Here is a 25970-nt window from a genome sequence, read left to right as displayed (position 1 = left end):
GAAGATATATGTCACATATAAATCAGCCCGTTATTTACGAGAAAATATTAGGCGCATTGGCCTGCGCTGGAATGGGGGATGCACTAGGTGCCTCGACAGAGCTGTACAGTATTGACGAAATAAAAGAAACATGGGGAGGATGGCTGGAGACTTTCGTTCTCCCCCCAGAAGATACCTTTGCAGGTTCATTAAAAGGTATTACGGGATTGATTACTGATGATGCAAGCCAAATGTATGTGCTTGCTGAAGGGCTGATTGCTGCTGGTTATGGTAAATTTGATAATAGCCACTGGCTGACTTGTTTGTTGCGCTGGGCTGAGATGCAACCCTATGCTAATTACAAAGGCCCCACAACGGAACTGGTGGTAAAAGCACTTAAAGAAGGACGCCCTACCAATACCATTGGTCGTATTGGTACTTCACAGCGCCAAGCACCTAATATCGGTACCACAAATGGTGCGGGTATGCGTGTAGCACCAGCAGGTTTAATTTACCCCGGGAATATGAAGAAGGCTTGTGAACTGGCGCTAGTCACTTGTTTACCCTCGCATGATACCAATATTGCCATAGCCAGCGCCTGTGCTATTGCAGCGGCCACCGCACAGGCGATGGTTGATAACTCATCCCTTAATGAAATTATTAATGCGGCCCTTTGGGGAGCCGATTACGGTGAAGTATTGGCCAAAAAACATGCTCGATGCGTTGCTGGGCCGTCAATATCAATGCGTATCCGTTTAGCGGTAGAAATCGCACAACGGGCAGAAAACTTTGAATCTTGCTTACGGGAGATGGAAGGATTAATCGGTAACTCTGTCGCGGCACATGAATCAATTCCTACTGCCATCGGTTTATTGGTATTTAGTCAGGGAGATCCTTGGGCCACGATAGTCGCCTCAGCAAACGTTGGCAATGATACAGACAGTATTGCAACCATGGCTGGCGCCATTGCGGGTGCATGGAAAGGATTCTCAGCTTTACCACAGGATAAATATCAAATATTCAGTGCGGTAAATAGCCGAGACTTTAACCTGCCGGAAATAGCCCGAGGATTAACCTCTCTGGCGACTCAATCGCTGCAGGAGTAATCAATGACAATCTGCAATCAGGATCCTCTGGCTATTATGCCATTGTGTGCAACACGCTCAGAAATTGATGGCACACCCGATCTATTGAGGCACCTGTTGACTAAACAGTCAGAAACTTTTGCCAATATTGATATTAATTACTCTGCTGTTAGACAAATCATTTTAGTCGGTTCAGGGGATTCCTATGCAGTGTCATTTATTGCCGCCGAATATATCGAGAAGAAGACAAGGCTGCGATGTTATGCCAAACAGACATTTGATTTTTTAAATTATCCTATCGAGATGTTAACTCACGACACGCTGGTACTCGTTATTAGTGCCAGCGGTCGTCCTTCTCCGGTGCTGGATGCACTTTCCCATGCATTAACCTCCAGTGCACAAACCGTAGGCATCACTAATTCCCCAGGGACACCTTTTAGTTTATTGACTAAAAATATGATTTTTACCCATGCCATAAAAAAAGGTATTCCTACCCAAAGTACTTCCGCTACCTTATTAGTTTTATGTCAGTTCGCCGCCATTATTCGCAATACATCAAGCGGGCAACCACATGATGATACGCAAAATAAATTTGATGAATATTGGCAACAATGTGCTAGCAGTAAAAAATATTGGCAACAATGTGATAAAGATCCCTGGTTTACTTCATCAGTCACTTTTTTAGGCAGTGGCATGACTTGGGGAGTGGCATTGGCAGGTGCTAACTTGTTGTCTTGCGGACCACAAATAATTGCAAATGCCTGGCATATCGAAGAGTTCTATCATTCGTTACGCCTTAATCAAGCTACCGAGAAGCATCACATCATCATGTTTCCAAACTCAACCGCCGAATATCCTTTTTATTCAGCCATGGCTCAAAAGTTAAGATCTCAAGGCGTGAGTGTCACCTGTATTAATAATACTGATTCTAATTCTGAAATCATCATGTTACTGAAAAACATGCAGTGGTTATATGAAATGGCATGGCATTTAGCCCAGCATTTTACAGCTCGAGGAAATTCACGTGTAACAATATACCCAAAATAATTGGAGTTGCATCGAGGCGGCAAGTGAATGAGTCCCGATGAGCTTACACCAGTAAGTGATTCGGGTGAGTGAACGCAGCCAATAAAGATGCAACTTCAAGTATGACGGGTATACATGTGTAATAGCAACGTATAAAGTTGTCTGAGGGAAAATTATGAAACGTTTTGATGTCGCTGCAATAGGTAGCGGTAATATTGATCTAATATTCAGTGTTCCGCGACTGCCAAAAAATGATGACAAAGTTATCGGGAAAAAACTTGCCGAACAAATCGGTGGCACTGTCGCTAATTGTGCCTGCACCATGAGTAATCTTGGACTGCAAGTTACCACGGTATCTTGCGTTGGCGATGATCATCATGCCAAGGCAATTCTTGATGATTTTACCCATTACAATGTGCATTTAGAACATGTCACGCACATTCCTGGTTTGCAAGCCAACACTGCCATAATTTTCATTGATGGCAGTGGGGAGAAATCATTGGTTTATGCTCCAAGTGCTGATACGGGATGGGATAAAAATAAAGCTCGGCAAGCTGTTGCTCAGAGTAAAATCATGTACTCCATGCCTGCTGATATCTCGAAATTTCAATTGCTGGCTGAACATGCTCATTTACACCAAACGAAAGTGGCTGTCGATATCGAACCTCACATTGCTGACCGTAAGGTGGATCTGGAAAGCATTCTTACATTAGCAGATATAGTGATATTTAATCAGGATGGTTTTATTACTGGCTGTCAATGTGAACCACAGATAGAAATCCTGCGCCAATTGAGAAAACAATATTCACTGGATGCTCTAGTCGTCACTCTGGGCGCTAAAGGTGTTATGGCAGTAACAGAATATGATGCAGCACAACACGATGGTTTTAAGATCCCTATTGTCGATACCACAGGAGCCGGAGATACATTCAATGCAGCATTTATTTATACTCAACTTAATCATTATAGCCTCAACGATGCGTTAGCATTTGCCAGTGCGGCAGCCGCTATAAATATTTCATCATTAGGAGCAAGAGGGCATCTGGCAACTATTGATGAAATTACAGAGTTTCTACGAAGCCATTAGTATTACAGGATGGATTATAGCTACTGTTTTTATGATATGGTTGCTTAAACTAAGCAACCCACAATGAGCTGCTCATAAAATATAAAATAATTCAAATTGATATTATTATCATTGTAATTGACTTGCTCAAGAAAAATAAATTGCCTTTACACGCCCTCTCAGTGATATTGATGGAGAAGTATATTAATAATTAAATTACAAAGGGATTTTTATAATGAAAAAACTAATAATCACAGCTTTAACTCTGATACTTATGACATTATCTATTGGCAATGCTCTCGCTCATTCGGGTGGTACCAATTCAGATGGATGCCATAACAATAAAAAAACCGGTGATTACCACTGTCATTAAATTTTGCATTATTAACTGACGGTTTTCACTATTCACATGGTCAGAGCCATTACAGCTCTGACCATGGTAAACACCCAAAAAGCTTAACTGGCAAGCACTACAGCATAATTGGCGTATAATCCGTTTTTTACGGAGAAACCATGCTGAACACCTCACCCATTCGTATTAACAAATACATCAGCGATAGCGGAATTTGCTCTCGCCGCAACGCCGATCGTCACATCAGGCAAGGCAATGTTTTTATTAACGATAAGCCAGCCACTGTGGGCATTCAGGTGGCGGCCGGAGATGTGGTCACAGTTAATGGTCAGTTGATCGCACCACGTGATGAAGAAAACCTCGTGCTTATCGCGCTGAATAAGCCTGTAGGCATCACCACCACGATGGCAGAGAGTAAGCGGGATAACATCGGTGAATTCGTTAACCACAGCCAGCGCGTCTTTCCGATCGGGCGTTTAGATAAAGATTCTCAGGGGCTGATTTTCCTGACCAATCATGGCGAACTGGTCAATAAGATCCTCCGCGCCGGTAATAATCACGAAAAAGAGTATCTGGTCACCGTGAACAAACCCGTGACCGATGAGTTCATTCAAGGCATGAGCGTGGGCGTGCCGATACTAGGAACGGTGACCAAAACATGCAAAGTGGAAAAAGAATCCACCAATGTGTTCCGCATCACGCTGGTACAAGGCCTTAACCGTCAGATCCGCCGTATGAGTAAATACTTTGGCTATCAGGTCACTAAGCTCGAGCGGGTTCGTATTATGAATGTTAATTTGGCTGGTTTGGCTCTGGGTGAGTGGCGGGATTTAACCCTCGAGGAGATAGGCGAGTTATTTAGGTTGGTTGAGGGCTCGTCGTCTGAATAAAAGAGCGATAGAAAAAACACTACACCGATCGTGATTTCACGCTAGATGCTCCACATCATTAAGACAAAATGATCATGGCTCATTGCCCAGACTTGATCATCTCACGGATTTTGACTGCCTTCTCGAAATGATCCAAAGCGTGGGTTTTGATCCACCACTCAGCAGCTTCCATAAGAAGGATAGGATCATCATTCTTATTCGCGAAGAATGCATAAAATGATAGGCCAACGCCTTCCCCCTTTTTCGCGATTTTGTCCTCGCAAACTGAAATAGCTTTCGCTCTAAGGCTTGGTCTCATGGTGTCCTCTTTAAAAACCGTCGCGATTGGTGAGCACGTGGAACTCTCTCGCCGTTTTAATACCGTCAAAAATAAGATGCTTCCAATAATAGCCAACGATAGTCAGAAAGAGAAAACCCTCGTACAAACTAGCTGTTACGAGGGTTTTTAATAATCACTGGTAGTCAGTAATTAGCCGTTAATCACTCCCACTCAATCGTAGCCGGTGGCTTACCGCTAATATCATAAACTACCCGCGAAATACCGTTGACCTCATTAATTATCCGGTTAGAAACACGGCCTAAGAAGTCATACGGCAGGTGTGCCCAGTGCGCGGTCATAAAGTCGATGGTTTCCACTGCACGCAGTGAAACAACCCAATCATATTTACGGCCATCACCCATCACGCCGACAGAGCGGACTGGCAAGAACACGGTGAACGCTTGGCTGACTTTGTTGTACAGATCGGCTTTGTGCAGTTCTTCGATGAAGATAGCATCGGCACGACGCAGCAGGTCGCAATACTCTTTCTTCACTTCACCCAATACGCGCACGCCCAAGCCAGGCCCTGGGAACGGGTGGCGGTACAGCATGTCGTATGGCAGGCCGAGTTCCAGACCGATCTTGCGCACTTCGTCTTTGAACAGCTCTTTCAGCGGTTCGACCAGACCCAGTTTCATCTCTTTCGGCAAGCCGCCCACGTTGTGGTGAGATTTGATCACGTGCGCTTTACCGGTGGCAGAAGCGGCAGACTCGATCACGTCTGGGTAGATGGTGCCTTGCGCCAACCATTTCACTGCTTCTTGCTTACAGGCTTCTTCGTCGAACACTTCGACAAATACACGGCCGATAATTTTGCGTTTAGCTTCTGGTTCATCAACGCCAGCCAGTGCGTTCAGGAAGCGGTTTTCTGCTGCTACGTGCACAATGTTCAGACCGAAGTGATCACCAAACATTTCCAGCACTTGGTCGGCTTCGTTCAAACGCAACAGACCGTTATCGACGAACACGCAGGTCAGGCGATTACCGATGGCGCGGTGCAACAGCATGGCGGTAACAGAAGAATCTACGCCACCAGACAGGCCGAGGATCACGTGATCTTCCCCTACCTGCTCACGAATGCGCGCAACGGCGTCTTCGATGATGGTGGCAGGCGTCCATAACGCTTCACAGCCACAGATGTCCAGAACGAAACGTTCCAACATGCGTTGACCTTGGCGGGTATGAGTCACTTCTGGGTGGAACTGTACGCCGTAGAAGCGTTTTTCCTCGTTCGCCATAATGGCATACGGGCAGGTATCGGTGCTGGCAACAGTTTCGAAACCAGACGGAATAGCGGTGACTTTATCGCCGTGGCTCATCCAGACGTCCAGCAGCGGTTTACCGGCTGGGCTAATAGCGTCTTCGATGTCGCGGATCAGAGCGCTTTGGGTCTTAACTTCAACCTGTGCATAGCCGAACTCACGCTCGTTGGAACCCTGAACATTACCGCCCAATTGCATCGCCATGGTCTGCATGCCGTAGCATACGCCAAATACCGGTACGCCAGCGTTGAACACGTATTCTGGTGCACGAGGGCTGTTGGCTTCGGTGGTGCTTTCTGGGCCACCGGAAAGGATGATGCCGCTTGGGTTGAATTCGCGAATTTGCGCTTCGCTGACGTCCCACGCCCACAGTTCACAGTAAACGCCGATCTCGCGCACACGGCGAGCGACCAGTTGAGTGTATTGCGAACCGAAGTCCAGGATCAGGATACGATGCTTATGAATATTTTGTGTCATGTGAGGCGAATTCCAGCAACAGAGAAAAAGAAAAAATCTTCGTGAATTCCAAGTGGCGAGACCGAATAGATGGCCTCGCCATAGCCCTTGGAATTAGCCCATGCGGTAGTTTGGTGACTCTTTGGTAATGGTCACGTCATGCACGTGGCTTTCTTGAATACCCGCACCGCTGATACGCACGAACTCGGCTTTGGTGCGCAGTTCGTCGATAGTGCCACAACCGGTTAAGCCCATGCAGGAACGCAGGCCACCCATTTGTTGGTGCACAATCGCTTTCAGCATGCCTTTGTAAGCGACGCGGCCTTCGATACCTTCCGGCACCAGTTTGTCGGCGGCGTTATCGGTCTGGAAGTAACGGTCAGAAGAGCCTTTGGACATCGCGCCCAGTGAGCCCATGCCGCGGTAAGACTTGAATGAACGGCCTTGATACAGTTCGATCTCGCCCGGTGACTCTTCGGTTCCTGCCAGCATTGAGCCGACCATCACGCAAGATGCCCCCGCAGCGATGGCTTTAGCGATGTCGCCAGAGAAGCGGATACCGCCATCGGCGATAACCGGAACCCCCGTCCCTTCCAGCGCTTCTACCGCATCAGCGATAGCAGTGATCTGTGGTACGCCCACGCCGGTAACGATACGAGTGGTACAGATAGAACCAGGGCCGATACCCACTTTCACCGCGCTCACACCAGCTTCCACCAGCGCTTTAGCACCAGCGCCAGTCGCGACGTTACCGCCAACGATTTGCAGGTCTGGGTATTTAGCACGAGTCGCGCGAATACGTTGCAGTACACCTTCGGAATGGCCGTGCGAGGAGTCGATCAGCAATACGTCAACGCCAGCGGCAACCAGCGCGTCGATACGCTCTTCGTTACCCGCACCCGCACCAACCGCAGCACCGACGCGCAGGCGGCCGTGTTCGTCTTTACAGGCGTTCGGTTTACGTTCGGCTTTTTGGAAATCTTTAACGGTGATCATGCCCAGCAGATGGAAACTGTCGTCCACCACCAGCGCTTTTTCTACGCGTTTTTCGTGCATTTTTTGCAGCACGACTTCACGCGCTTCGCCTTCTTTCACCGTTACCAAGCGATCCTTCGGCGTCATTACCGCAGTCACGGGTTGGTTCAGGTCGGTCACGAAACGCACGTCACGACCAGTGATGATCCCAACCAACTCGTTGTCTTCGGTCACTACCGGGTAACCGGCGAAACCGTTGCGAACGGTCAGTTCTTTCACTTCTTGCAAGGTGGTTGATGGGGTCACGGCTTGTGGATCGGTCACCACGCCGCTTTCGTGTTTCTTCACGCGGCGGACTTCTTCAGCCTGACGCTCGATGGACATATTTTTGTGGATGAAGCCCAGACCGCCTTCCTGTGCCAAGGCAATAGCCAAGCCAGATTCGGTTACGGTGTCCATAGCTGCGGACAGCATAGGGATGTTCAGGCGGATAGTTTTGGTCAGTTGAGTACCGAGTTCTGCGGTGTTAGGCAGTACTGTGGAATGAGCTGGAACCAGGAGGACGTCGTCAAACGTTAGAGCTTCTTTCGCGATACGTAGCATGGGCAATATCTCACCAGAGTGGGCTGTGAAAAAGATAAAATATTGCCGCGGCATTATACAGAGCGTAATCGGTTGCCTCCAGCACTTTCTCACAAAAACTCTTGATTACCTTTTTTAGCCATGTACTATCGACCGATTAAGTGCTTGTTTTGAAATTTGATCTGGGTCACATGTCGCTACCTTCCTCTCCGCCAATTTTTACCGTAAGCCGCCTAAATCAGACGGTTCGACAACTGTTGGAAATGGAAATGGGGCAGATTTGGCTCTCCGCCGAGATCTCCAACTTCTCCCAACCCTCTTCCGGCCATTGGTATTTCACGCTGAAAGACGATCGTGCGCAGGTTCGTTGCGCGATGTTCCGCAACAGCAACCGTCGCACCACTTTCCGCCCGCAAAATGGCCAGCAGGTGTTGGTTCGCGCCAGCATCACGCTGTATGAACCGCGCGGTGACTACCAACTGATTGCCGAAAGCATGCAACCCGCCGGCGATGGCCTGTTGCAACAGCAGTTCGAGCAACTCAAGCAAAAACTCACCGCGGAAGGTTTGTTCGATCAGCAATTCAAGCAAGCGCTACCTAGCCCGGCTAAACGCGTTGGGGTGATTACCTCCGCCAGTGGTGCCGCTCTGCACGATATTTTGCAGGTGCTGCAACGACGCGATCCTTCGCTGCCAATTGTGATTTACCCAACGTCGGTACAAGGTACGGAAGCGCCGTTGCAGATCGTTCGCGCTATCGAAACCGCCAATAAACGTGACGAATGTGATGTGTTGATTGTCGGACGCGGCGGTGGCTCGTTAGAAGATCTGTGGAGCTTTAACGACGAGCGTGTCGCCAGAGCCATCTTCGCCAGCCATATCCCAATCGTCAGCGCCGTCGGCCATGAAACCGACGTCACTATTGCCGACTTTGTTGCCGATCTGCGTGCGCCAACCCCTTCTGCCGCCGCCGAGCTGGTCAGCCGTAATCAGTTGGAATTGCTGCGTCAGTTGCAATCGCAACAGCAGCGGTTGGAAATGGCGATGGATTACTATTTGGCGCAGCGTCAGCAGCAGTTCAGCCGCATCAATCACCGTTTGCAGCAGCAACACCCGCATTTACGTTTGGCGCGTCAGCAGACGCTGTTGCTCAAACTGCAACGCCGATTAGAAGACGGGATGCAACACCAGTTGCGCCAATCGGCTCGCCGTAGTGAACGCGCACAACAACGTTTGGCACAGATGCAGCCACAAGGCCGCATTCACCGCTATCAACAACGCATTCAGCAGCAAGAATACCGTCTACAACAGGCGCTAGATCGTCAGCTCAACGGTTATCGTCAACGCTTTGGCGTAGCCTGTAGTCAGTTGGAAGCCGTTAGCCCATTAGCAACCTTGGCGCGCGGTTATAGCGTGACACAAACCCCACGCGGTGAATTGCTGAAAACCACCCAACAAGCGCAGATCGGCGAAATGCTGAAAACCCGCTTGCAGGATGGTTGGGTAGAGAGTGAAGTGAAAACCATCACCAAAGAGAAAAAGCCGCGCAAGAAACGCGCGGCGGAATAATTAACGCTTATTTTCGAACAAATTGACTGCGACACTCACCGTTAACCCACAGCTCACGCGTCTCTCCTGCTGGTAGACTGATTTCCAACGTACTCCAAGCCGGTTGGAAATGCCCTTCGGTGGTGATAGTCAGCTCAATGCGCGCATTGTCGCTGACCATATCCCAACGTAGCCACAGCGCGTTACCCTGCTGCCAGCCGTGGCTTTCGCCATCGTCTTCAAACAGCAAACCAGAACTCTGACCACAGCCTTTGATTGGGAACAGTTTCAGCTCACGGCTGCTATCTGCGGCAATATCCACATGCGCTAAACGTTGCGACATCGGTAAACCAGCACCGGCACGGACCAACAACGGCAGGCGTTCTAACGGTGCATCTAACACGATGCTTTGACCACCGCTGTACCATTGGCCGCTGTAGAGGCAGTACCAACCGTCACCGTTATCTGGCAGATAAACTTCGCGCTCGCGCTGCCCTTGCTCTACGACACTAGCTACCAAAATGTCGCGGCCGATCAAGAAGTCATCCGTTTCACGTAGCGTACGTTCATCATGCTCATGATCAAGGAAAGTAGGACGCAGCATCGGCTCATCATCGGCACAGGCCTGCCACAGCAAGGTGTAGAAATACGGCATCAGCCGATAACGCAGATTGATCGCCTCACGGATCATCGGCGTCGCTGTCGGGTACATCCACGGCTCATTGACCGTTGCATCATCATTCCATGAGTGAATGGTAAAACGCGGATGCATCACACCGTTTTGTACCCAGCGTACAAACAGCTCGGCATCAGGCTTCACACCAGAAAAACCACCGACGTCATGCCCAATGTTGTACAGCCCTGACAGGCTCATCCCCAAACCCATGCGGATGTTATAGCGCAGAGTTTGCCAGTTGGTACGGTTGTCACCGCTCCAAGTCTGAACATAGCGTTGCATACCGGCGCAGCCAGAACGAGAAATCAGATACGGTCGCAAGTTCGGTGCAAAACTTTGCTGAGCTTCCAACGATGCACGCATCATCAGTAATGGCATCACCGGGCGAATATGCTTGATCGCAACCGGCTGACCGAATCCGTGGCAACGGGCTTCACCGTCCCATACTTCGTATTCGTTGTTATCGTTCCAGGTGGAGTCGATGCCCATTTCTAGCAGTTGTTTGGTGACGCCTTCCTGCCACCATTTCACCGTCGCCGGGTTGGTGAAATCAAGGTGCGAGCCTTCATCATCCCAGAAGCTAGAACGCTCTGGTGCATCGCTTTGCGAATCCTTGATAAACAGCCCCTGCTCCGCCACTTGCTGGTATTTGGGGTGATCCTGCAACAAACAAGGTTTGATATTAGCCGCCAGCTTCAGCCCTGCATCGTGAAACGCTTGGCTCATTTGTTTTGGTTGCGGCACTTTGTCATCGTTCCAGTTGAACACATAGCGCTTATTGCCGATCGAGGTATAGCCGGAGGACAACTGGAACGAATCACATGGAATATCATGCTGTTTGCACAGTTCAATGAACTTCATCAACTGTTGCTGCGCATCCGGCGCATCGGTGTAATGCATGGTCGAACCGCTGTAACCCAAGCTCCATTTCGGGCCAAATTGGGTTTTACCGGTCAGACGCACGAAGGCTTTGGTCACGTCCAACACTCGTTCACCGAGGAACAGGTAGTAATCCAAATCCCCTGCTTCAGCCTGATAGCGGCGATAAGCCAAGTGGTAGTTGTCTATTTCATTACCCAGATCCAACCAGCAACTGCTCAGGTTGTCGTAGAACAGGCCAAAACTGACGTCATCACGACGCGTAATGGTAAACGGAATATGTTTGTACAGCGGATCGGTGCTGGCAGCGTTGTAGCCCATTGCATCCAGATTACGCATTTCATAGCGGCGGCCAGTACGTTCCAGATCGCCAGATTTCTCACCCAAGCCATAATAACGTTCTTGTGGAAAACGACGCTGATAGTGCGCCACGCCATCGCCGTGGGCATTCAGTAAGTAAGCACTGGTTGGACGATCAGCAGCCAGCGGTTGCCATTCTCCGGCAGCGTTGCAATATTCCCACTCTAACCACAGCGGTTGATGCACGGTGACACGCAGGCTCACCGTTGCTACCACTAATCGATCTTCATGCTGTTGCAACTGATAACCCGGCAAGCTGAAACCGGCTACGCTCAAGCGTTCGCGCCCTTCCCACGGCACATCATTTTCCGGCGCAATACTCCAAGTGCGGTTCAGCGCCAATTCGCCATTGCGTTTAATTAGCACGCGAAACAGAGAGTCTTCCAGCACATACAAGCAAAACAAATGACGACCATCGACCAGTAGTTCAATGTGATCGTTATGTTGACTTGCTAACGTCCAGTTTTTTAGCGTTTTCATAGTGATCCGTCTTATTGAGATAGAGATTTATTCTTACCGCGCTCGGCAATCAGAACGACTAGGAATACAGCGCCGATCAAATCGAAGAAGCCCATGGCGATAAACAGCGGGTTGAAGCCGATGGTGTCGGAAACCGCACCAATCAGCAGCGTGAATAGGAAACTGGCGATCCAAGCGCTGGAGCCGCGCATACCGTTGACGGTCGCCACCTGATTTTTATCGAAGGATTCCACCACCAGTGCACTCAACATGCAGGAGATCACCTGATGGCCGAAACCACCGATCGAGATCAGCAAAATAGCGAGGTAAGGATCTTTAGTGATAGCCACAAAGGCCAGCGATACCATCATGAATGCACCGGTCACCGAGCTAGCCACTACCGAATTAATACGGGTACAGCCAAACCATTTACGGTACAGATTAGTGAGATAACCGCTGGCGACGCTGCCGATATCCGCCGCCAAGAATGGCAACCAGGCAAACATGGCGATCTGCTTCAGATCCATTCCACGTTCAGTCGCCAAATACAGCGGCACCCAGAAACTGAACACCGCCCAAGCCGGTTCTGCTAAAAATGCCGGGATAGCAATACCGTAGAATTTTTTGTTTTTACTCAAGATAACCAGTGACTTAAAGAACGGTAGTCTTGGCAGATCTGGCTCGTTATCTTCCCTAATCAGCGCCAGCTCTTCACTGCTGAGGTTCGGGTGTTGCAGTGGTGCATGGTAGAAACGCCACCACAGCACTACCCATATCATCGCCAACGCACCAGAGAACAAGAACGCACCTTGCCAACCGAAGGAGACATGAGCCAGCACGATGATCGGCGGTGCCAACATGGCACCAATCGAGAAACCTACCCCCGCCCAACCAGCAGCAATAGGCCGTTCTTTTTTCGGGAACCAATCTGAGATCGCTTTGGCGTTCGCCGGTGTCGCGGCAGCTTCCGCTCCGCCCATAAAGAAGCGCAAAATCGCCAGTTGTAGCCAACTACCCGCACCGGCATGCAGCATGCACACCACCGCCCAAATACTGGCGCAGATCAGGAAGCCCATCTTCAAGCCGATGACATCAATCAACCAGCCACAAAGCGGCTGGAATACCGTATAAGCCAATTGGAATGAGGCTACCACCCATGAATATTGCTCGGTGGTCATATTCAGGCTGGTTTTCAATTCCGGTGCCAGAATACCGAGCGAGTTACGGGTAATGTAGTTAACCGTCACCCCCAACAGGAACAACGCCAACATCCACCAACGTAATGATTTGAACTTTCTGTGGCCGCTATGAGCAACGGTCTGATTAATCTCAACACTCATCTTTCTTCTCCAGCGAGCCGACCTGTAAACAGCTCACCTTTTGGTAAGGCAAATTTCCGCATTGAAGGTGTTATGGGCATTGTTTTTGAGAAGCAGCTCGCAAAAAACCACATCAAAAACGCACAACACAATGATTTAACCTGTTTTTACTTATTGAGAACCGTAGGATTGGACTGATAAGTTAATGGAATTGGTTCACCAATACAGACTAGTCAGCTGAATTGATCTGTGGAATGCAATTTTTTGCAAAAATTTTCATACACTGGGTAGATAATCATCACCGAAGCGTTTTTAGGCCGTTATTACGCGAGATAGCTGTGATGAAAAAATTCTCACAGCCTAATTTGAAGGAGATCACAGAATGAACGGAAAGCTGAAAATCCAAGAAATCGCGCGACAAACCGGGCTTTCTATCAGCACCGTGTCACGCGTGCTCGCCGGAAAAGCCAACACCAGTGCCGCAGCTCGCCAACGAGTGCTGGAATGCGCGCAGCAGAACGGCATCCTGCAAGGATTATCCAGCGGTCGCTTGATGCTGAATAACGTGGTGGTGTTTGCTCCATCACGCGCCTTTGATGTGCGGACAGACATCTTTTACTACAAGGTGATCCAAGGCATTACCAGCGCTCTAGCAGAGCATGAAGTCCGTATTCGCTATTGCGGATTGGAAGAGGAAAGCAGTGACAGCGCGTTGTTTTTGGAGAAAATGAGTGATCCGCTCACGCAGGCCGCATTAATTATCGGCATCGACGATGAGCACATCCATACGCTAGCTACCGATCTGAACAAACCTTGCATACTGATTAATTGCAGCGATCACCAAATGCGACTGGACAGCGTATCTCCAGATCATCAGTTGATCGGTGAATATTCTGCCAACTACCTGTTCCAGCAAGGCCACCGCCGCATCCTCAACCTGCAATGCCTACGTCGAACCACGATGGAGTTGCGGCTATCGGGCATCAAACAGGCTTATGCCCGACACAACGTCCCGTTCGATGATCGTCAGCATCTGATCACCACGTCCGGCTTTGGCGCAGAAGAAGCTGAACAAGCACTGACCACCTTTATTCAGCTCATCACTAATACCTCACAATTACCGACCGCTATTCTGGCCGGTGGCGACTATATGGCTGTTGGCGCAGTCAACGCCCTGCAAAAGCTACAATTCAACGTGCCGGGAGATATTTCGGTGATGAGTACCGACGGGTTTAATCTGGCCGAAATTCATGACATCCAATTAACCTCGGTTCAAGTGCCGCGCGACGAACTGGGCTTTGAGGCGATTCAACTGTTGCAACGCCGCATGCTGCGCCCGCAAGCTCCACCATGCAACCTACTGCTGCACGGCAAACTGGCGGTACGTGCCTCGGTTAAACGCCTGAGTTCAAATAAGGTGACACCGGCGGTTAGCACGCATAACCATCGGTTGTATGACGAGTGAGCTACACTTAAGCATAGTGAGTTTAATCAATGAGGTTCATGCAAGACTAAGGAGAGCCACTATGCGAAACCTGACAGCACGCTCAGTTATTCCTCCCTATATTCTCAAACGCATTGTCGACAACGGTAGCGAACCGCAGCGCAACTGCGCTCAGCGCACCCTGATACACGTTAATAAGCTGCTAGGCAATAAACCCCTTCATACTCCGTCCACACCAACAGTCAAAGCGGGTACCGTAGAACGCGATATCTACGATGCACAAAACACCACGCAATTGCCGGGAAAAAGGGTACGCAAAGAGGGGCAAACCAGTAACAAAGACGTGGCGGTGGATGAAGCCTATGACTATCTTGGCGTCACCTATGATTTCTTCTGGCAAGCCTACAAGCGTAACTCATTGGACAATAAAGGGCTGGTGTTAACCGGCACGGTACATTACGACAAGGAGTATCAAAACGCGTTTTGGAATGGGCAGCAAATGGTGTTCGGAGACGGTGATGGTGAAATCTTTAACCGTTTTACCATCGCAATTGACGTGGTCGGTCATGAATTGGCGCACGGTGTCACCGAAAGCGAAGTCGGATTGGCTTATTTCCAGCAGGCTGGGGCGTTGAATGAATCGCTGTCTGACGTTTTTGGTTCGTTGGTCAAACAATTCCACCTGAAACAAACCGCGCAGCAGGCGGACTGGCTAATTGGCGCCGGATTACTCGCCAAGGGAATTAACGGTAAAGGGTTACGCTCGATGTCACAGCCCGGCACCGCCTATGACGATCCACTGCTCGGTAAAGATCCACAACCCGCCCACATGAAAGACTATATCCAAACCAAAGAAGATAACGGCGGTGTCCACCTCAACTCCGGTATTCCCAATCGTGCTTTCTATCTGGCTGCAACAGCTATCGGTGGCTTCTCGTGGGAAAAAGCCGGTTATATCTGGTACGACACTCTCTGTGATAAAACACTGCCGCAGGACGCTGATTTCTCAACCTTCGCACATACCACGGTGAAACATGCCAATAAGCGTTTCGACAAAGCGATAGCAGAGAAAGTGCAGCAAGCCTGGCATCAGGTGGGGGTGGAATAATGGAGCCGCTCCCCCCACTCGATCAGGACTCCGTTATCGAACTGGCGCGCGAAGGCGGTTTTGCCTTTATCCCCAAACTCGCCGCACCGCGCCAGATCAAGTTTAACGATATTCCCTCAGAGCAACGCCAGCGCGTGTATCTGCTGCTAGAACAAACGCAGCCCTACGCACAAGAAGAGGGTCAAGCAGGTTGCGGCGATCAACGTTACTTCCGTATCCAGATTAGCTACACCAGCCAACACAGCTATAGCCAAGTGGTATGGCTGATTCCAGAAACCGAGGCTCCGGAGGCGTTGGTAGAACTGTGGAAAAAAGGGGTGATTGAGGAGTAATTTGATGACACTCGTCATATTTGGAGCGGTGCCCAAAAAACTTCAAAATACAGATTTTAGCACCTGTTCATTTATCACCTTCCATACCCGTTCTATCGGGTTCAGATTTGGGCTGTAGGGCAGCAGATAAATAGATTATCGCTAATTTTCTTCACTGAATTTATGAGGAACACCCGCCGGTTTTTGTATGAAAATCCATGACGATACAGCCATTTGTTCATACCGGGAACGCTAAAAGTGATACCCCAGCACATCGCTCATATATTCACAGGCATGATGAAAGAGGTGCTGATATAAGTGATTGATTAAACTTTCTCAATAATAACGGGTATATACCTTAAATAACACCATAACTCACAACCTATTTACATTGAACAATCAAGGTACAACAGAACACAAAAAACATCTCATTAATATTATATTTGGTTGTTTTTTAAGTTGGATACCATTATATTTCGTATAGGCTTTGTATTTTATCATTGTAAAAACACCAAAAACGATTACATCTACAATAAAAATAATTGTAATTACATCAAGATGGGTAGATCCATAAATTCCCAAAGTCACGGGTAACTAAGGATAAACACACACAGCACGATATATGGACTTTAGGTGCCAAGGATGATTGATTTAGGTCGTATTTCACCGAAAAATGGAAGTTTAGTGATGCCAATCACACTGTTAGTGTGTATTTTTTTTGCATTTTTTGTTTTTATTATGACAACTGGAAATTACGCCCGTAAGGAAAACGCCAAAGGGGTTATTACCATGAAGAATGTTATCAGGTTGCAAGCGATGCAGCCTGGTCATATATCGTCTATTGCCGTGGAAACAGGGCAAATGGTAAAAAAAGATCAATTATTATTTTCTGTTAGACCAATAGAAGGTGACCTGATTAATGGAAGCTCGGTTACATCCTCCGAGCAAGTACAACGCTATGAGCAACTACTGAAAAATAGCGAAAATGATTTCAATGACGAAATCAGCAACGAGGTCAATCAACAAAAACTTATCGCTTCACAAATTGAGAGGCTGAAGAGAAAGTCAACAGAAATTGCAAAAGCAAGAGTTTCTGTAGAACGTAGAGTAGCGCTGGCAAAAAAACAACTATCATCATACCAACAACTCAATAAAATTGGTGTTGTAAAAAGCTTTGAGCTGCAAGATGGAGAAAGCCGCTATAATAGTATACTGGCTGAGTTAAATATTAATGAATCAGATCAATTAGTGAACCAGCAACAAATATTGCAACTACAGCAAAGTTCAGCCGATCTGAAAAATACGTTAAATCGAAGAAAGAGCGACCTATTGTCGTTAGAAGAGGACATTCGTAGCAAACTGGACAATGCGAAAAAGAATCGTGAATACAGTATCATTTCCCCCATCGATGGTATTGTAGATATGAGTCCATTGTATCAAGGAGCATTAGTCGCCCCCAATACGACAGTGATGTTATTGCGATCTTTCAACAATAATAGCGCTCATCAGATACTCAACCTAGTCGTAACACCTGACGCAATTGCCTATATTGAACCCGGTGATGAAGTATTAGTCCGAGTCGACGCTTTTCCTTATGAACGGTATGGTGTATTGAAAGCACGCGTCAAACAAGTCACTGGTAGCACCTTGGATTCAATGCCCTATGAATCTGTAGCAGAAAGAGATAATAGACCCTTATCTTATTTGGTAGAAGCAGAAATCACGGGGCAACGAGGTAGTTTGCCAATGGAGTTTCTCAAGGATGGGATGACGGTTAATACATCAATCGCATTGGAGAAACTATCATTGATTGAATGGTTATTCTTACCAGTAAATAGGGCCCTAAAACGCAACCCTGACTTTTAATGGACTCCCGGATACGAACTATGGAAAGTAAAAACAAAGAAAAAGCATGGGAAGCGTTAAATGGCATGCATCGCAAGAGAGTCCCGGAGATATTGCAGTCGCAAATTTCTGAATGTGGCTTAGCGTGTCTGGCAATGATTATGGGCTTCTATGGGAATGAAAAACCATTAAGTCGATTACGGCAGAAGTATCGTATATCCTCAGACGGAATATCGTTATACCAAGTAATTAAAATAGCTCATGAGTATGAGCTAGCAACCCGTCCATTACAACTGGGACTCGAAGACATTGGCCAGTTAAAAACTCCAGCTATACTTTTCTGGAATAAGATGCATTTTGTCGTACTGGAAAGTGTTACTCTCAAAGGTATCCACATTATCGACCCCGCTGTTGGGCGTCGCTATTATACTTTTGATGAGGCTTCAGCTTACTTTAGTGGCATTGCATTGGAGTTGACACCAACAGCTGACTTCCAAAAAGAAAAAAGTAAAGATAAATCTGTTTTACTGAATTTTACAACGCTGTTAAAAAATAGCCATGGATTAGCTAGCAAAATAATATTGATGTCTATGCTGGCGATCATTACTAATCTGGTGATGATCGTCTCACCAAAACTCTTTAACTTAACGGTTGATGAAGTCATCGTCAAAAATGATGACCAGTTACTATACTTGCTGCTAATGATTTTTGGCGGGATATTTATCATCAACTTTGCAGTAAAATATCTTTATACTTTGATTACGGCACAAGTTCGAGTATCCGTTACCCATGAAACAACAACCTCGATTGTAAATTGGCTATTACGCTTACCTGTAACCTTTTTTGAAGGACGACATGTTGCTGACATTTTACGTCGCATACGCAGTGGCGATCAAATTTATGTACAATTTACCTCTGGTTGGATTAACATTACGATAGACTCCATATTTGCATTAATATTTTTAGTCCTAATCGGTTTTATTAACATTAAATTGACCATTATTGTATTAGCAGCATCAATGTTATTTTTCATTGTACGTTTTGGCTCTATACCTTGGTTAGAGAACAAACAAAAAGAGATACTGGAATCAGAAACACGCAGAGATAGCACCCTGTTTGAAAGTGTGAGCAATATTGAGTCTGTAAAGTTTTATGGCTATGAAAGTGCGAAACTTTCCGCTTGGTCAAACCAGCAGGCAGAAACCGAAACGCTCAAAGCCAAGCAAGAACGGGTTCAATCCATCATCAGTTCACTGCATGGTTCAACTTCAGATCTCCATTCGTTGATTGTATCTGCGGTAGGTGCAATGGCGGTAATTAATGGTGAAAATACTTTGGGTGAGCTTTTTGCCTTTGTTTTATACAAAGATATTTTTATGAATTTAGTTCTGAACACAGCCGATCGTTTCGTTGGGCTTAGGATGCTTAAAGTAGAATTGGGTCGGATTGGTGATATTATTAATGAGGATGCTGAGCCGCTGAAAGAGCAACGTTATACCACGAATATCAATAAACAACGTGAAGACATAGCCTCATTATCGTTAAATAATATCCGGTTCAATTACGGTTCATTTGAAGACAACATCGTGGATGATGTCTCACTTAACGTGACAAAAAATGACAAAATTGCTATCTATGGCCCCTCAGGCTGTGGAAAGAGTACCCTATTACGTATAATGGCAGGTCTGTATCAACCAGTAGAAGGCAGTGTTCAGGTCAACGGACATGCACTATATCACTTCGGTTTCCGACATTTCCGTGAAAATATTTCTTACGTGTCCGGCATGGAGGAGATTCTGGAAGCGACAGTACTAGAGAATATTATTTTCGATGATACGGAAATGGGAATGTCAGTTGATGGTGAGCGTTTACATCGTAGTATTGATAGTGCTAGCTTGCAAGATTGCATTGACTCGTTACCGAACGGTTTAAATACCCGGATTGGACATAGTGGAGTCAGGCTTTCATCGGGACAACGACAGCGGCTATTGATCGCTCGTGCATTATATCGTCAGCCTGATATTTTATTCTTAGATGAGCCAACATCTCATTTAGATACCGTATCCCGAGATGCAATTATTCAAACAATTCAACTGTTGGATATAGCTTGTGTTATTGTTACTCATGACGATGCATTATTAGCAGCTTGTAATTCTGCATACAAAATGGCCGATGGAAAGTTATGCCCTTTCAATGTGCCAATGGATGAATTATCTCATGCAACTGTTTAATAAAGCTAAGATGTTATTACTTGCTATTAAGCGGTGCCTAGCAAAATTGCTCACCTATTTCTTCGCCATTCTTTTTAGACGATTTGGTATCACAAAACTAGCAAAATTTAGTTTCATACTGATCAAAAAAATTCCATCATCGTTGCTGGGAAGCCAATACAACTTAGCCAAACAAAATTTATCGCTGTTACCCTATAACGAAAATCAGCGTCATCTATTGGCTGTCCGATATATTATTATTCATCAAATCAGGGCATCGATGAAAATAGCCTACTCATGGATGAGTACAGAGGAAAGGCTAGGACGATTAAAACACTTGATTGTGAACGACGAAAAAAATATCGCAGGGAGTTATGCAAATCAATCTACAGTAGCAGTCATGTTTCATTCAGGTGATTATTGGATGAATTTAATATTCTTGATGAGTCAATTGAAAGAATCTTCTGATCTCGTCTTTATCCGTGCCAATCATGAAGATAGGCATGAAGAAACAGCATTACGTTCTTTAGAGAATTTTGGGCATCGAGTTCATATTTATGAGGCTTTCGAGCACTCGGCAACCATCCGCCTCTATAAAAGCTTAAAACTAGGGCATAATGTGATCGTATTTGCTGACTTACCACCAGATTTAGCTGGAAAAAAATACGGCACACCAAAACAAAGGCTCTTATTGGGTAGACCTGCATATTTTGTCCAAGGTATTACCTTGCTGGCATCGAAAGCAGGTAGAGATTTACTTGTATTAGCATCCAGCATAGATGATAACTTTCAAAGCCACTTACATATAATCCGAAGAGTACCTGCGGCAGATGAAGATAGTATGTTTAATACTGTCAATGATGAACTATCGAACTTTATTTTTCATCATGCCGAAAGTTGGTATTTTTTACCTTATATGGAAACTTATTTTCACCACCGTAGAAAAATAAAAAAGAATATTAATAGATGATGGGTTGCTTTTTAAACTAAGAGTACTATACTGATAAAAAATACTGAATTGACAATTAGCATAAAGACACTATTTATCATAAATAGCACCATTATTCGTTATAATAAAATTATTAAGAAAAAACATTCACCAGTGTAACTAATAAAATACATATATGACTCCCAATAAGGTCTATATGTTTTAGCAGTGCCTTAGTGCTGATGATAGTAGCATTAAGTTGTTGTACGGTAGTAAATATATATACCCAAATAATTCATGGCGCAAATACGTGCTTACTTGAAGTATGAAAGGTATAATCAATAAGTTATTTCTCAATTCATATAAGGATATAAAATGAAAACTTTATCTATGAACGAAGTTAAAAAAGTCCGTGGTGGTAAAGCTTCTACATCTGACATATTAGACGCTATTGATACCATCTGGAATGGCGTGAAAACTGCTGTAAAAGACCTGAACAGCAAGAAATAATTAGAATCATCCTAGCTAAATTTAGCAATGGAAACACTATTCAGCAGAAATTAACCTTTTGCTGATATACAAAAAATCATTCAAGTTGCATCAAAGCGGCAAGTCTGTAAGACCTTGGGAGCATAGATAACTATGTGGCTAGGGCGCGCAGGCGCAGTCAACACCGAGGCAGTTTGAAGGATGACGTGTATAGTGTAATTAATAAACCTTGCTGGCTTAGGCGTATGCCATTTAGACAGCAAGGTTGTTCTAATACCTTCGACATTTCAAACTCTTCTTTTTAAGCTATGCGTCCGTTTCCCCAATATCATTTTCGAACTGATCAGAGTGATATAACTCGAATTATTCGAGTTATAAAGGCTGATAACTAAAATTCACCCGTTTTTTGGAAATCAGCCCGTGGCCGTGTTGGCAAAAGTAATCCACTGCGCCACAGGCCTTCAGTTCTTGCAGCGGTTGCCCGCAGTCAGGGCAACTGGCTAGCTGTTGATAATCGCTATTGCAGCGTTCACAGTGATAGTGACCATTCACCCACTCCATCGGTTGTTGGCATTGTGGACAAAGTGCTTCCATTGTTCTTCCCATCAGATAACGCCCCATAAGCGTAAGAAGTAAATCCCAAGCGCCGTGGTAAAGAAAGACCCCACGGTAGTAATCGCAATAATATTCGCCGCTAGCGTGGCATTACCGCCCATCGCGCGCGTCATCACATAGCTACCGGATGCGGTTGGTGTAGCAGAGAATAAGAAGATAATCCCTAACGCCGCGCCCTGAAAACCACATAACCAGCCACCGAGCGTCATGATTACCGGTACCACAAACAGTTTGGCCGACGATGACAATGCCGCCACATTGGACGAACGGAACATCGCGCGCAAATCCAAACTAGCGCCTGTACACAACAACGCCAACGGCAATGATAGCCCAGATATATAGCTACCTGTTTGGGTAATCACATGAGGAATACCCCAGCCCGTTTGGGCATATAACAAACCGCAAACCAAGCCAATAATTAGCGGATTGGTGACAATGCCGTGTAAAAATGCCCCAGGGCTAGCCTTACTACCTGCACTACCCTGCAAGCTGCGAGTTAAGGTAATTACCGACAGAATATTGAATAGGATCACCGTGACGGTCAGATATAACGACCCTAGTGCTACGCCTTCGCTGCCGTAGGCCGTCATGGCATAGGCCAAGCCGACAATCGCGGTATTGGCACGGAAACCACCTTGCACAAACACGCCACGTTCACGTGGTTCTTTCACCAGCCAACGAGCAGCGAGTTCTAGCAGTAAGAAAGTCGTCAGCGTGCCTACCGCACCAAACATCACCAGCGATAGATTGTTGAGTATTTGAGGATGATTAGTAGCAATACTAAAAAACAGCAGACAAGGCAGTGCCAGATTGAATACCAGCTTGGTCGCACCATCGATCAGGCGATCGTCCATCAAGCGCATACGGCGCAACAGAATGCCCAACAACATCATGAGGAGATTGGGGACGGTAACGTTGAATGCAAAGCTCCAAGTTTCCCAAGACATGGGGGGGTTCCTTAAGACGAACAAGTATTCAATATTTCGCTAAAAAAACGGGCGCGGTATCAATACCGCGCCCTTTATTTATTTACTCTTTTTCAGGTGGCTCATCAAGCGTTTACGCTTACGCATCTGATTTGGCGTCAAGGTATTACGTTTGCCAGCAAACGGGTTCTCGCCCTCTTTGAACTGAATCCGGATCGGTGTTCCCATCACTTTCAGTGAACGACGGAAGTAGTTCATTAGATAGCGTTTGTAGGAATCCGCCAGATCAGAAACCTGATTACCGTGGATCACCACGATTGGTGGATTATAACCACCGGCGTGAGCATATTTCAGTTTCACACGACGGCCACGCACCAAAGGTGGCTGGTGATCTTCGGCTGCCATAGTCATAATTTTGGTCAGCATTGAAGTGTTCACACGACGTGTAGCGCACTCATAGGCTTCCTGCACCGATTCGAACAGGTTACCCACGCCGCTACCGTGCAGTGCAGAAATGAAATGCACGCGAGCGAAATCGACAAAGCCCAAACGCAGATCCAGCATCTCTTTCACATGCTCACGATCTTCTTCACTCATGCCGTCCCACTTGTTGACCGCAATCACCAGTGAGCGTCCACTATTGAGGATAAAACCAAGCAGTGAGAGATCTTGATCGGAGATGCCTTCACGCGCATCGATAACCAACAGTACGACGTTAGCATCTTCGATCGCTTGCAACGTTTTGATTACCGAAAATTTCTCAACGGTTTCGGTCACTTTGCCGCGCTTACGCACCCCGGCAGTGTCGATCAGCACATACTCACGCTCATCACGCACCATCGGGATATAAATACTGTCGCGGGTGGTGCCTGGCATATCGTAAACCACCACACGCTCTTCACCGAGAATACGGTTGGTGAGCGTTGACTTACCTACGTTCGGACGCCCAACGATCGCCAACTTGATCGGTAAATCTTGCGGGTTGAAGTCGTCTTCCGGCTCTTCCTCTTCACCTTCCTGAGCTTCACCATTCACTTCCGCCCAGTAGGCAGCATTAGCCTCTTCTTCGGTCAGCTCGACTTCTTCTGGCTTTTCAGGGATGAACGGCACCAAAACGTGCTCGATCAACTGCGTCACACCACGGCCATGAGAAGCCGCAATGGCATAGACCTCACCCAGCCCCAGCGAATAAAACTCTGCTGCAGCAACGTCAGGATCCAAACCATCAGTTTTGTTTGCTACTAAGAACGTGGCTTTCTGGCGATTACGCAAATGTTGTGCAATGCCCTGATCGGCAGGCATCAACCCGGCGCGAGCATCAACCATAAACAGTACGATGTCCGCTTCCTCGATAGCTAGCAGCGACTGCCCCGCCATACGGGTTTCGACGCCATCCTCAGTACCGTCAATACCGCCAGTATCGACGATAATGAACTCATTACCCTCGACTTCAGCACGACCATACTTGCGGTCTCGCGTGAGCCCAGGGAAATCCGCCACCAACGCATCGCGCGTCTGTGTTAAACGGTTAAACAAGGTGGATTTACCCACATTCGGGCGCCCGACTAGCGCGACGACAGGTATCATTGTGAAGCCTCATTACTGACAAATTATAAAAATACGAAACGGCCCCTATGTTTAGGAGCCGTTTGAAAAAACGTTTTGATAACCGACGGTTAACGCGTGAAGGCGTAAACTTTTCCGCCTTTCGCCTGGATGATCAGCTTATCGCCAGCCACCTGCGGTGCAGACAAGAATCCAGAGCTATCCACTTCTTGCTGGGCCACAAAACGACCATCGGTGGTATTAATCCAGTGCAAGTAACCTTCGCTATCACCTACGACCAGATAACCATTATACATCGCTGGCGGGGTCAGGTTACGGTGCAGCAACTCGCTCTGTGTCCAGACGGTGACACCACCTTCGGTGTTCAGCGCAACAACACGATCGTTCTGATCAACCAGATAGATACGGCCTGCATCGACGATGAAGTCATTCACGGAACCCAGTTCGCGTTTCCACGCGATTTGGCCGGAACGCAGATCCAGTGCGGTCAGGTTACCATTGTAACCCAATGCATACACGATGCCGTCAACAACCACAGGCGTAGTATCAACATCGTTCAGGCGATCGATTTCAGTCGCGCCGCTCGGTTGAGAAATACGTTGCTGCCAGATCAATTGACCTTGCTGCATCAACACCGCACTGACACGGCCATTGTCGCCACCAACCACGGCAGCGCCAAAGGCTACCGCAGGTGCAGACTCACCGCGCAGTGACAGTGATGGAATGTCTAGGTTGACCGTCCACTTCACTGCACCGTCAGATTCGTTCAATGCTTGCAACAGGCCATTGCTGGTGTGGATCAGCACCATACCGTCGCTAACCACTGGGCGAGAAATCGCTTCGCCAGCCACTTTAGTTTGCCACGTGACTTTACCGTCTGCGGTGTTCAGCGCGTAAACTTCGGCCTTCTCACTACCAACATAAACGTTCGAGCCAGAAACCGTCATACCGCCCGACAGCAGTGCGGGTAGGTTGCTAGAAAAGAAACCGGTCTTTTCAGAAAGATCGACTTTCCATTTTTCTTTACCGTTGCTCGCATCCATCGCTTTCACGATGCCATGGCGATCAGCCGCATAAACGGTGTCATCTTGGAACGCTGGGCGCAGGTGAGAGTAAAACTCACCGACGCCATCACCGACAGAAGTGCTCCACACTTTATTTGGTGTGAACTGATTCTCAACTTTCGGCAACGGTGACATAGTAACTACGTCTTCTTCGCTGTTAAACAGCGAACAACCGCTCAATAAGGCGACAGAAACCAGCCCAACCAAGAGTGTTTTACGCAATTGCATGGGA

21 protein-coding genes and 3 pseudogenes are annotated in these 25970 nt (G+C 47.1%); 13 read left to right on the top strand and 11 right to left on the bottom strand.

The window, feature by feature from the left end; genetic code table 11:
• The first annotated feature begins 8 nt into the window (after nt 1–8).
• From AC3ISQ_RS06585 to rluF, 5 genes and pseudogenes are all read left to right on the top strand, one after another.
• Complete coding sequence (locus AC3ISQ_RS06585; RefSeq protein WP_489351646.1) at nt 9–1085, top strand: ADP-ribosylglycohydrolase family protein; 1077 nt, start codon at nt 9–11, stop codon at nt 1083–1085.
• Between the two features lie 3 nt (nt 1086–1088).
• Entirely contained in the window at nt 1089–2111 is a 1023-nt protein-coding gene (locus AC3ISQ_RS06580) for an SIS domain-containing protein (protein WP_489351645.1), read from the top strand.
• 154 nt (nt 2112–2265) lie between these two features.
• Nucleotides 2266–3177 carry a carbohydrate kinase family protein gene (locus tag AC3ISQ_RS06575; RefSeq protein ID WP_489351643.1) on the top strand — a complete coding sequence of 304 codons (912 nt, stop codon included), beginning with the start codon at nt 2266–2268 and terminating at the stop codon, nt 3175–3177.
• Between the two features lie 214 nt (nt 3178–3391).
• Nucleotides 3392–3529, top strand: coding sequence for a YHYH domain-containing protein (locus tag AC3ISQ_RS06570; protein WP_489351641.1), 138 nt, complete (start codon nt 3392–3394; stop codon nt 3527–3529).
• Nucleotides 3530–3669: 140 nt separating this feature from the next.
• Nucleotides 3670–4395: pseudogene (gene rluF, locus AC3ISQ_RS06565) on the top strand (23S rRNA pseudouridine(2604) synthase RluF); the annotation flags it as partial.
• Nucleotides 4396–4477: 82 nt separating this feature from the next.
• Here rluF and AC3ISQ_RS06560 read toward each other — a convergent pair.
• The 3 genes from AC3ISQ_RS06560 to guaB all read right to left on the bottom strand — a co-directional run bounded on the left by AC3ISQ_RS06560 (nt 4478) and on the right by guaB (nt 8013).
• On the bottom strand, nt 4478–4696 hold the full coding sequence (locus tag AC3ISQ_RS06560) for a DUF6500 family protein (protein ID WP_489351639.1): 219 nt from the start codon (nt 4694–4696) through the stop codon (nt 4478–4480).
• A 182-nt stretch (nt 4697–4878) separates the two neighbouring features.
• Complete coding sequence (gene guaA, locus AC3ISQ_RS06555; protein ID WP_489351637.1) at nt 4879–6456, bottom strand: glutamine-hydrolyzing GMP synthase; 1578 nt, start codon at nt 6454–6456, stop codon at nt 4879–4881.
• A gap of 93 nt (nt 6457–6549) precedes the next feature.
• Nucleotides 6550–8013, bottom strand: coding sequence for an IMP dehydrogenase (guaB, locus tag AC3ISQ_RS06550; RefSeq protein ID WP_489351636.1), 1464 nt, complete (start codon nt 8011–8013; stop codon nt 6550–6552).
• A 170-nt stretch (nt 8014–8183) separates the two neighbouring features.
• Between guaB and xseA the strand changes: the two genes are divergently transcribed.
• Nucleotides 8184–9560 carry an exodeoxyribonuclease VII large subunit gene (xseA, locus tag AC3ISQ_RS06545; RefSeq protein WP_489351634.1) on the top strand — a complete coding sequence of 459 codons (1377 nt, stop codon included), beginning with the start codon at nt 8184–8186 and terminating at the stop codon, nt 9558–9560.
• 7 nt (nt 9561–9567) lie between these two features.
• On the opposite strand, the gene AC3ISQ_RS06540 is transcribed toward xseA, so the two are convergent.
• Nucleotides 9568–11934: a glycoside hydrolase family 31 protein gene (locus tag AC3ISQ_RS06540; RefSeq protein WP_489351632.1), complete on the bottom strand. Its 2367-nt coding sequence runs from the start codon at nt 11932–11934 to the stop codon at nt 9568–9570.
• Between the two features lie 11 nt (nt 11935–11945).
• The gene (locus tag AC3ISQ_RS06535; protein ID WP_489351631.1) at nt 11946–13253 is read right to left on the bottom strand and encodes an MFS transporter; all 1308 of its coding nucleotides are present in this window, start codon (nt 13251–13253) and stop codon (nt 11946–11948) included.
• A gap of 361 nt (nt 13254–13614) precedes the next feature.
• Between AC3ISQ_RS06535 and AC3ISQ_RS06530 the strand changes: the two genes are divergently transcribed.
• From AC3ISQ_RS06530 to AC3ISQ_RS06520, 3 genes are all read left to right on the top strand, one after another.
• Entirely contained in the window at nt 13615–14697 is a 1083-nt protein-coding gene (locus AC3ISQ_RS06530) for a LacI family DNA-binding transcriptional regulator (protein WP_489351629.1), read from the top strand.
• A 61-nt stretch (nt 14698–14758) separates the two neighbouring features.
• The gene (locus tag AC3ISQ_RS06525) at nt 14759–15784 is read left to right on the top strand and encodes a M4 family metallopeptidase (protein WP_489351627.1); all 1026 of its coding nucleotides are present in this window, start codon (nt 14759–14761) and stop codon (nt 15782–15784) included.
• The gene (locus tag AC3ISQ_RS06520; protein WP_489351625.1) at nt 15784–16116 is read left to right on the top strand and encodes a protealysin inhibitor emfourin; all 333 of its coding nucleotides are present in this window, start codon (nt 15784–15786) and stop codon (nt 16114–16116) included. Before AC3ISQ_RS06525 ends, AC3ISQ_RS06520 begins: the two co-directional genes overlap by 1 nt.
• Before the next feature lie 45 nt (nt 16117–16161).
• Here the strand turns inward: AC3ISQ_RS06520 and AC3ISQ_RS06515 are convergent.
• Both AC3ISQ_RS06515 and AC3ISQ_RS06510 read right to left on the bottom strand, forming a co-directional pair.
• Nucleotides 16162–16245: pseudogene (locus AC3ISQ_RS06515) on the bottom strand (transposase); the annotation flags it as partial.
• Nucleotides 16246–16263: 18 nt separating this feature from the next.
• A pseudogene (locus AC3ISQ_RS06510) lies at nt 16264–16425 on the bottom strand (helix-turn-helix domain-containing protein); the annotation flags it as partial.
• Between the two features lie 312 nt (nt 16426–16737).
• On the opposite strand from AC3ISQ_RS06510, the gene AC3ISQ_RS06505 reads away from it, so the two are divergent.
• From AC3ISQ_RS06505 to AC3ISQ_RS06490, 4 genes are all read left to right on the top strand, one after another.
• The gene (locus tag AC3ISQ_RS06505) at nt 16738–17961 is read left to right on the top strand and encodes an HlyD family secretion protein (RefSeq protein WP_489351623.1); all 1224 of its coding nucleotides are present in this window, start codon (nt 16738–16740) and stop codon (nt 17959–17961) included.
• 20 nt (nt 17962–17981) lie between these two features.
• A complete protein-coding gene (locus AC3ISQ_RS06500) occupies nt 17982–20171 on the top strand; it encodes a peptidase domain-containing ABC transporter (RefSeq protein ID WP_489351621.1) in 2190 nt (729 codons plus the stop codon).
• Complete coding sequence (locus AC3ISQ_RS06495) at nt 20158–21120, top strand: lysophospholipid acyltransferase family protein (protein WP_489351620.1); 963 nt, start codon at nt 20158–20160, stop codon at nt 21118–21120. Before AC3ISQ_RS06500 ends, AC3ISQ_RS06495 begins: the two co-directional genes overlap by 14 nt.
• A gap of 333 nt (nt 21121–21453) precedes the next feature.
• Nucleotides 21454–21588, top strand: a complete 135-nt coding sequence (locus tag AC3ISQ_RS06490; protein WP_489351618.1) for a hypothetical protein — start codon at nt 21454–21456, stop codon at nt 21586–21588.
• 351 nt (nt 21589–21939) lie between these two features.
• Here the strand turns inward: AC3ISQ_RS06490 and AC3ISQ_RS06485 are convergent, their stop codons facing one another.
• The 4 genes from AC3ISQ_RS06485 to bamB form a co-directional block, all read right to left on the bottom strand.
• Nucleotides 21940–22161 carry a zinc ribbon domain-containing protein gene (locus tag AC3ISQ_RS06485; protein WP_489353151.1) on the bottom strand — a complete coding sequence of 74 codons (222 nt, stop codon included), beginning with the start codon at nt 22159–22161 and terminating at the stop codon, nt 21940–21942.
• 11 nt (nt 22162–22172) lie between these two features.
• On the bottom strand, nt 22173–23129 hold the full coding sequence (locus AC3ISQ_RS06480; RefSeq protein ID WP_489351616.1) for an AEC family transporter: 957 nt from the start codon (nt 23127–23129) through the stop codon (nt 22173–22175).
• A 78-nt stretch (nt 23130–23207) separates the two neighbouring features.
• On the bottom strand, nt 23208–24695 hold the full coding sequence (gene der / locus AC3ISQ_RS06475; protein WP_489351614.1) for a ribosome biogenesis GTPase Der: 1488 nt from the start codon (nt 24693–24695) through the stop codon (nt 23208–23210).
• 89 nt (nt 24696–24784) lie between these two features.
• The gene (gene bamB, locus AC3ISQ_RS06470) at nt 24785–25966 is read right to left on the bottom strand and encodes an outer membrane protein assembly factor BamB (RefSeq protein WP_489351612.1); all 1182 of its coding nucleotides are present in this window, start codon (nt 25964–25966) and stop codon (nt 24785–24787) included.
• Nucleotides 25967–25970: the final 4 nt, after the last annotated feature.

The organism is Serratia sp. KH_031 (assembly GCF_057839655.1).
Note: the sequence above shows the minus strand (reverse complement) of the source record. Positions and strands in the feature narration are given on the sequence as shown.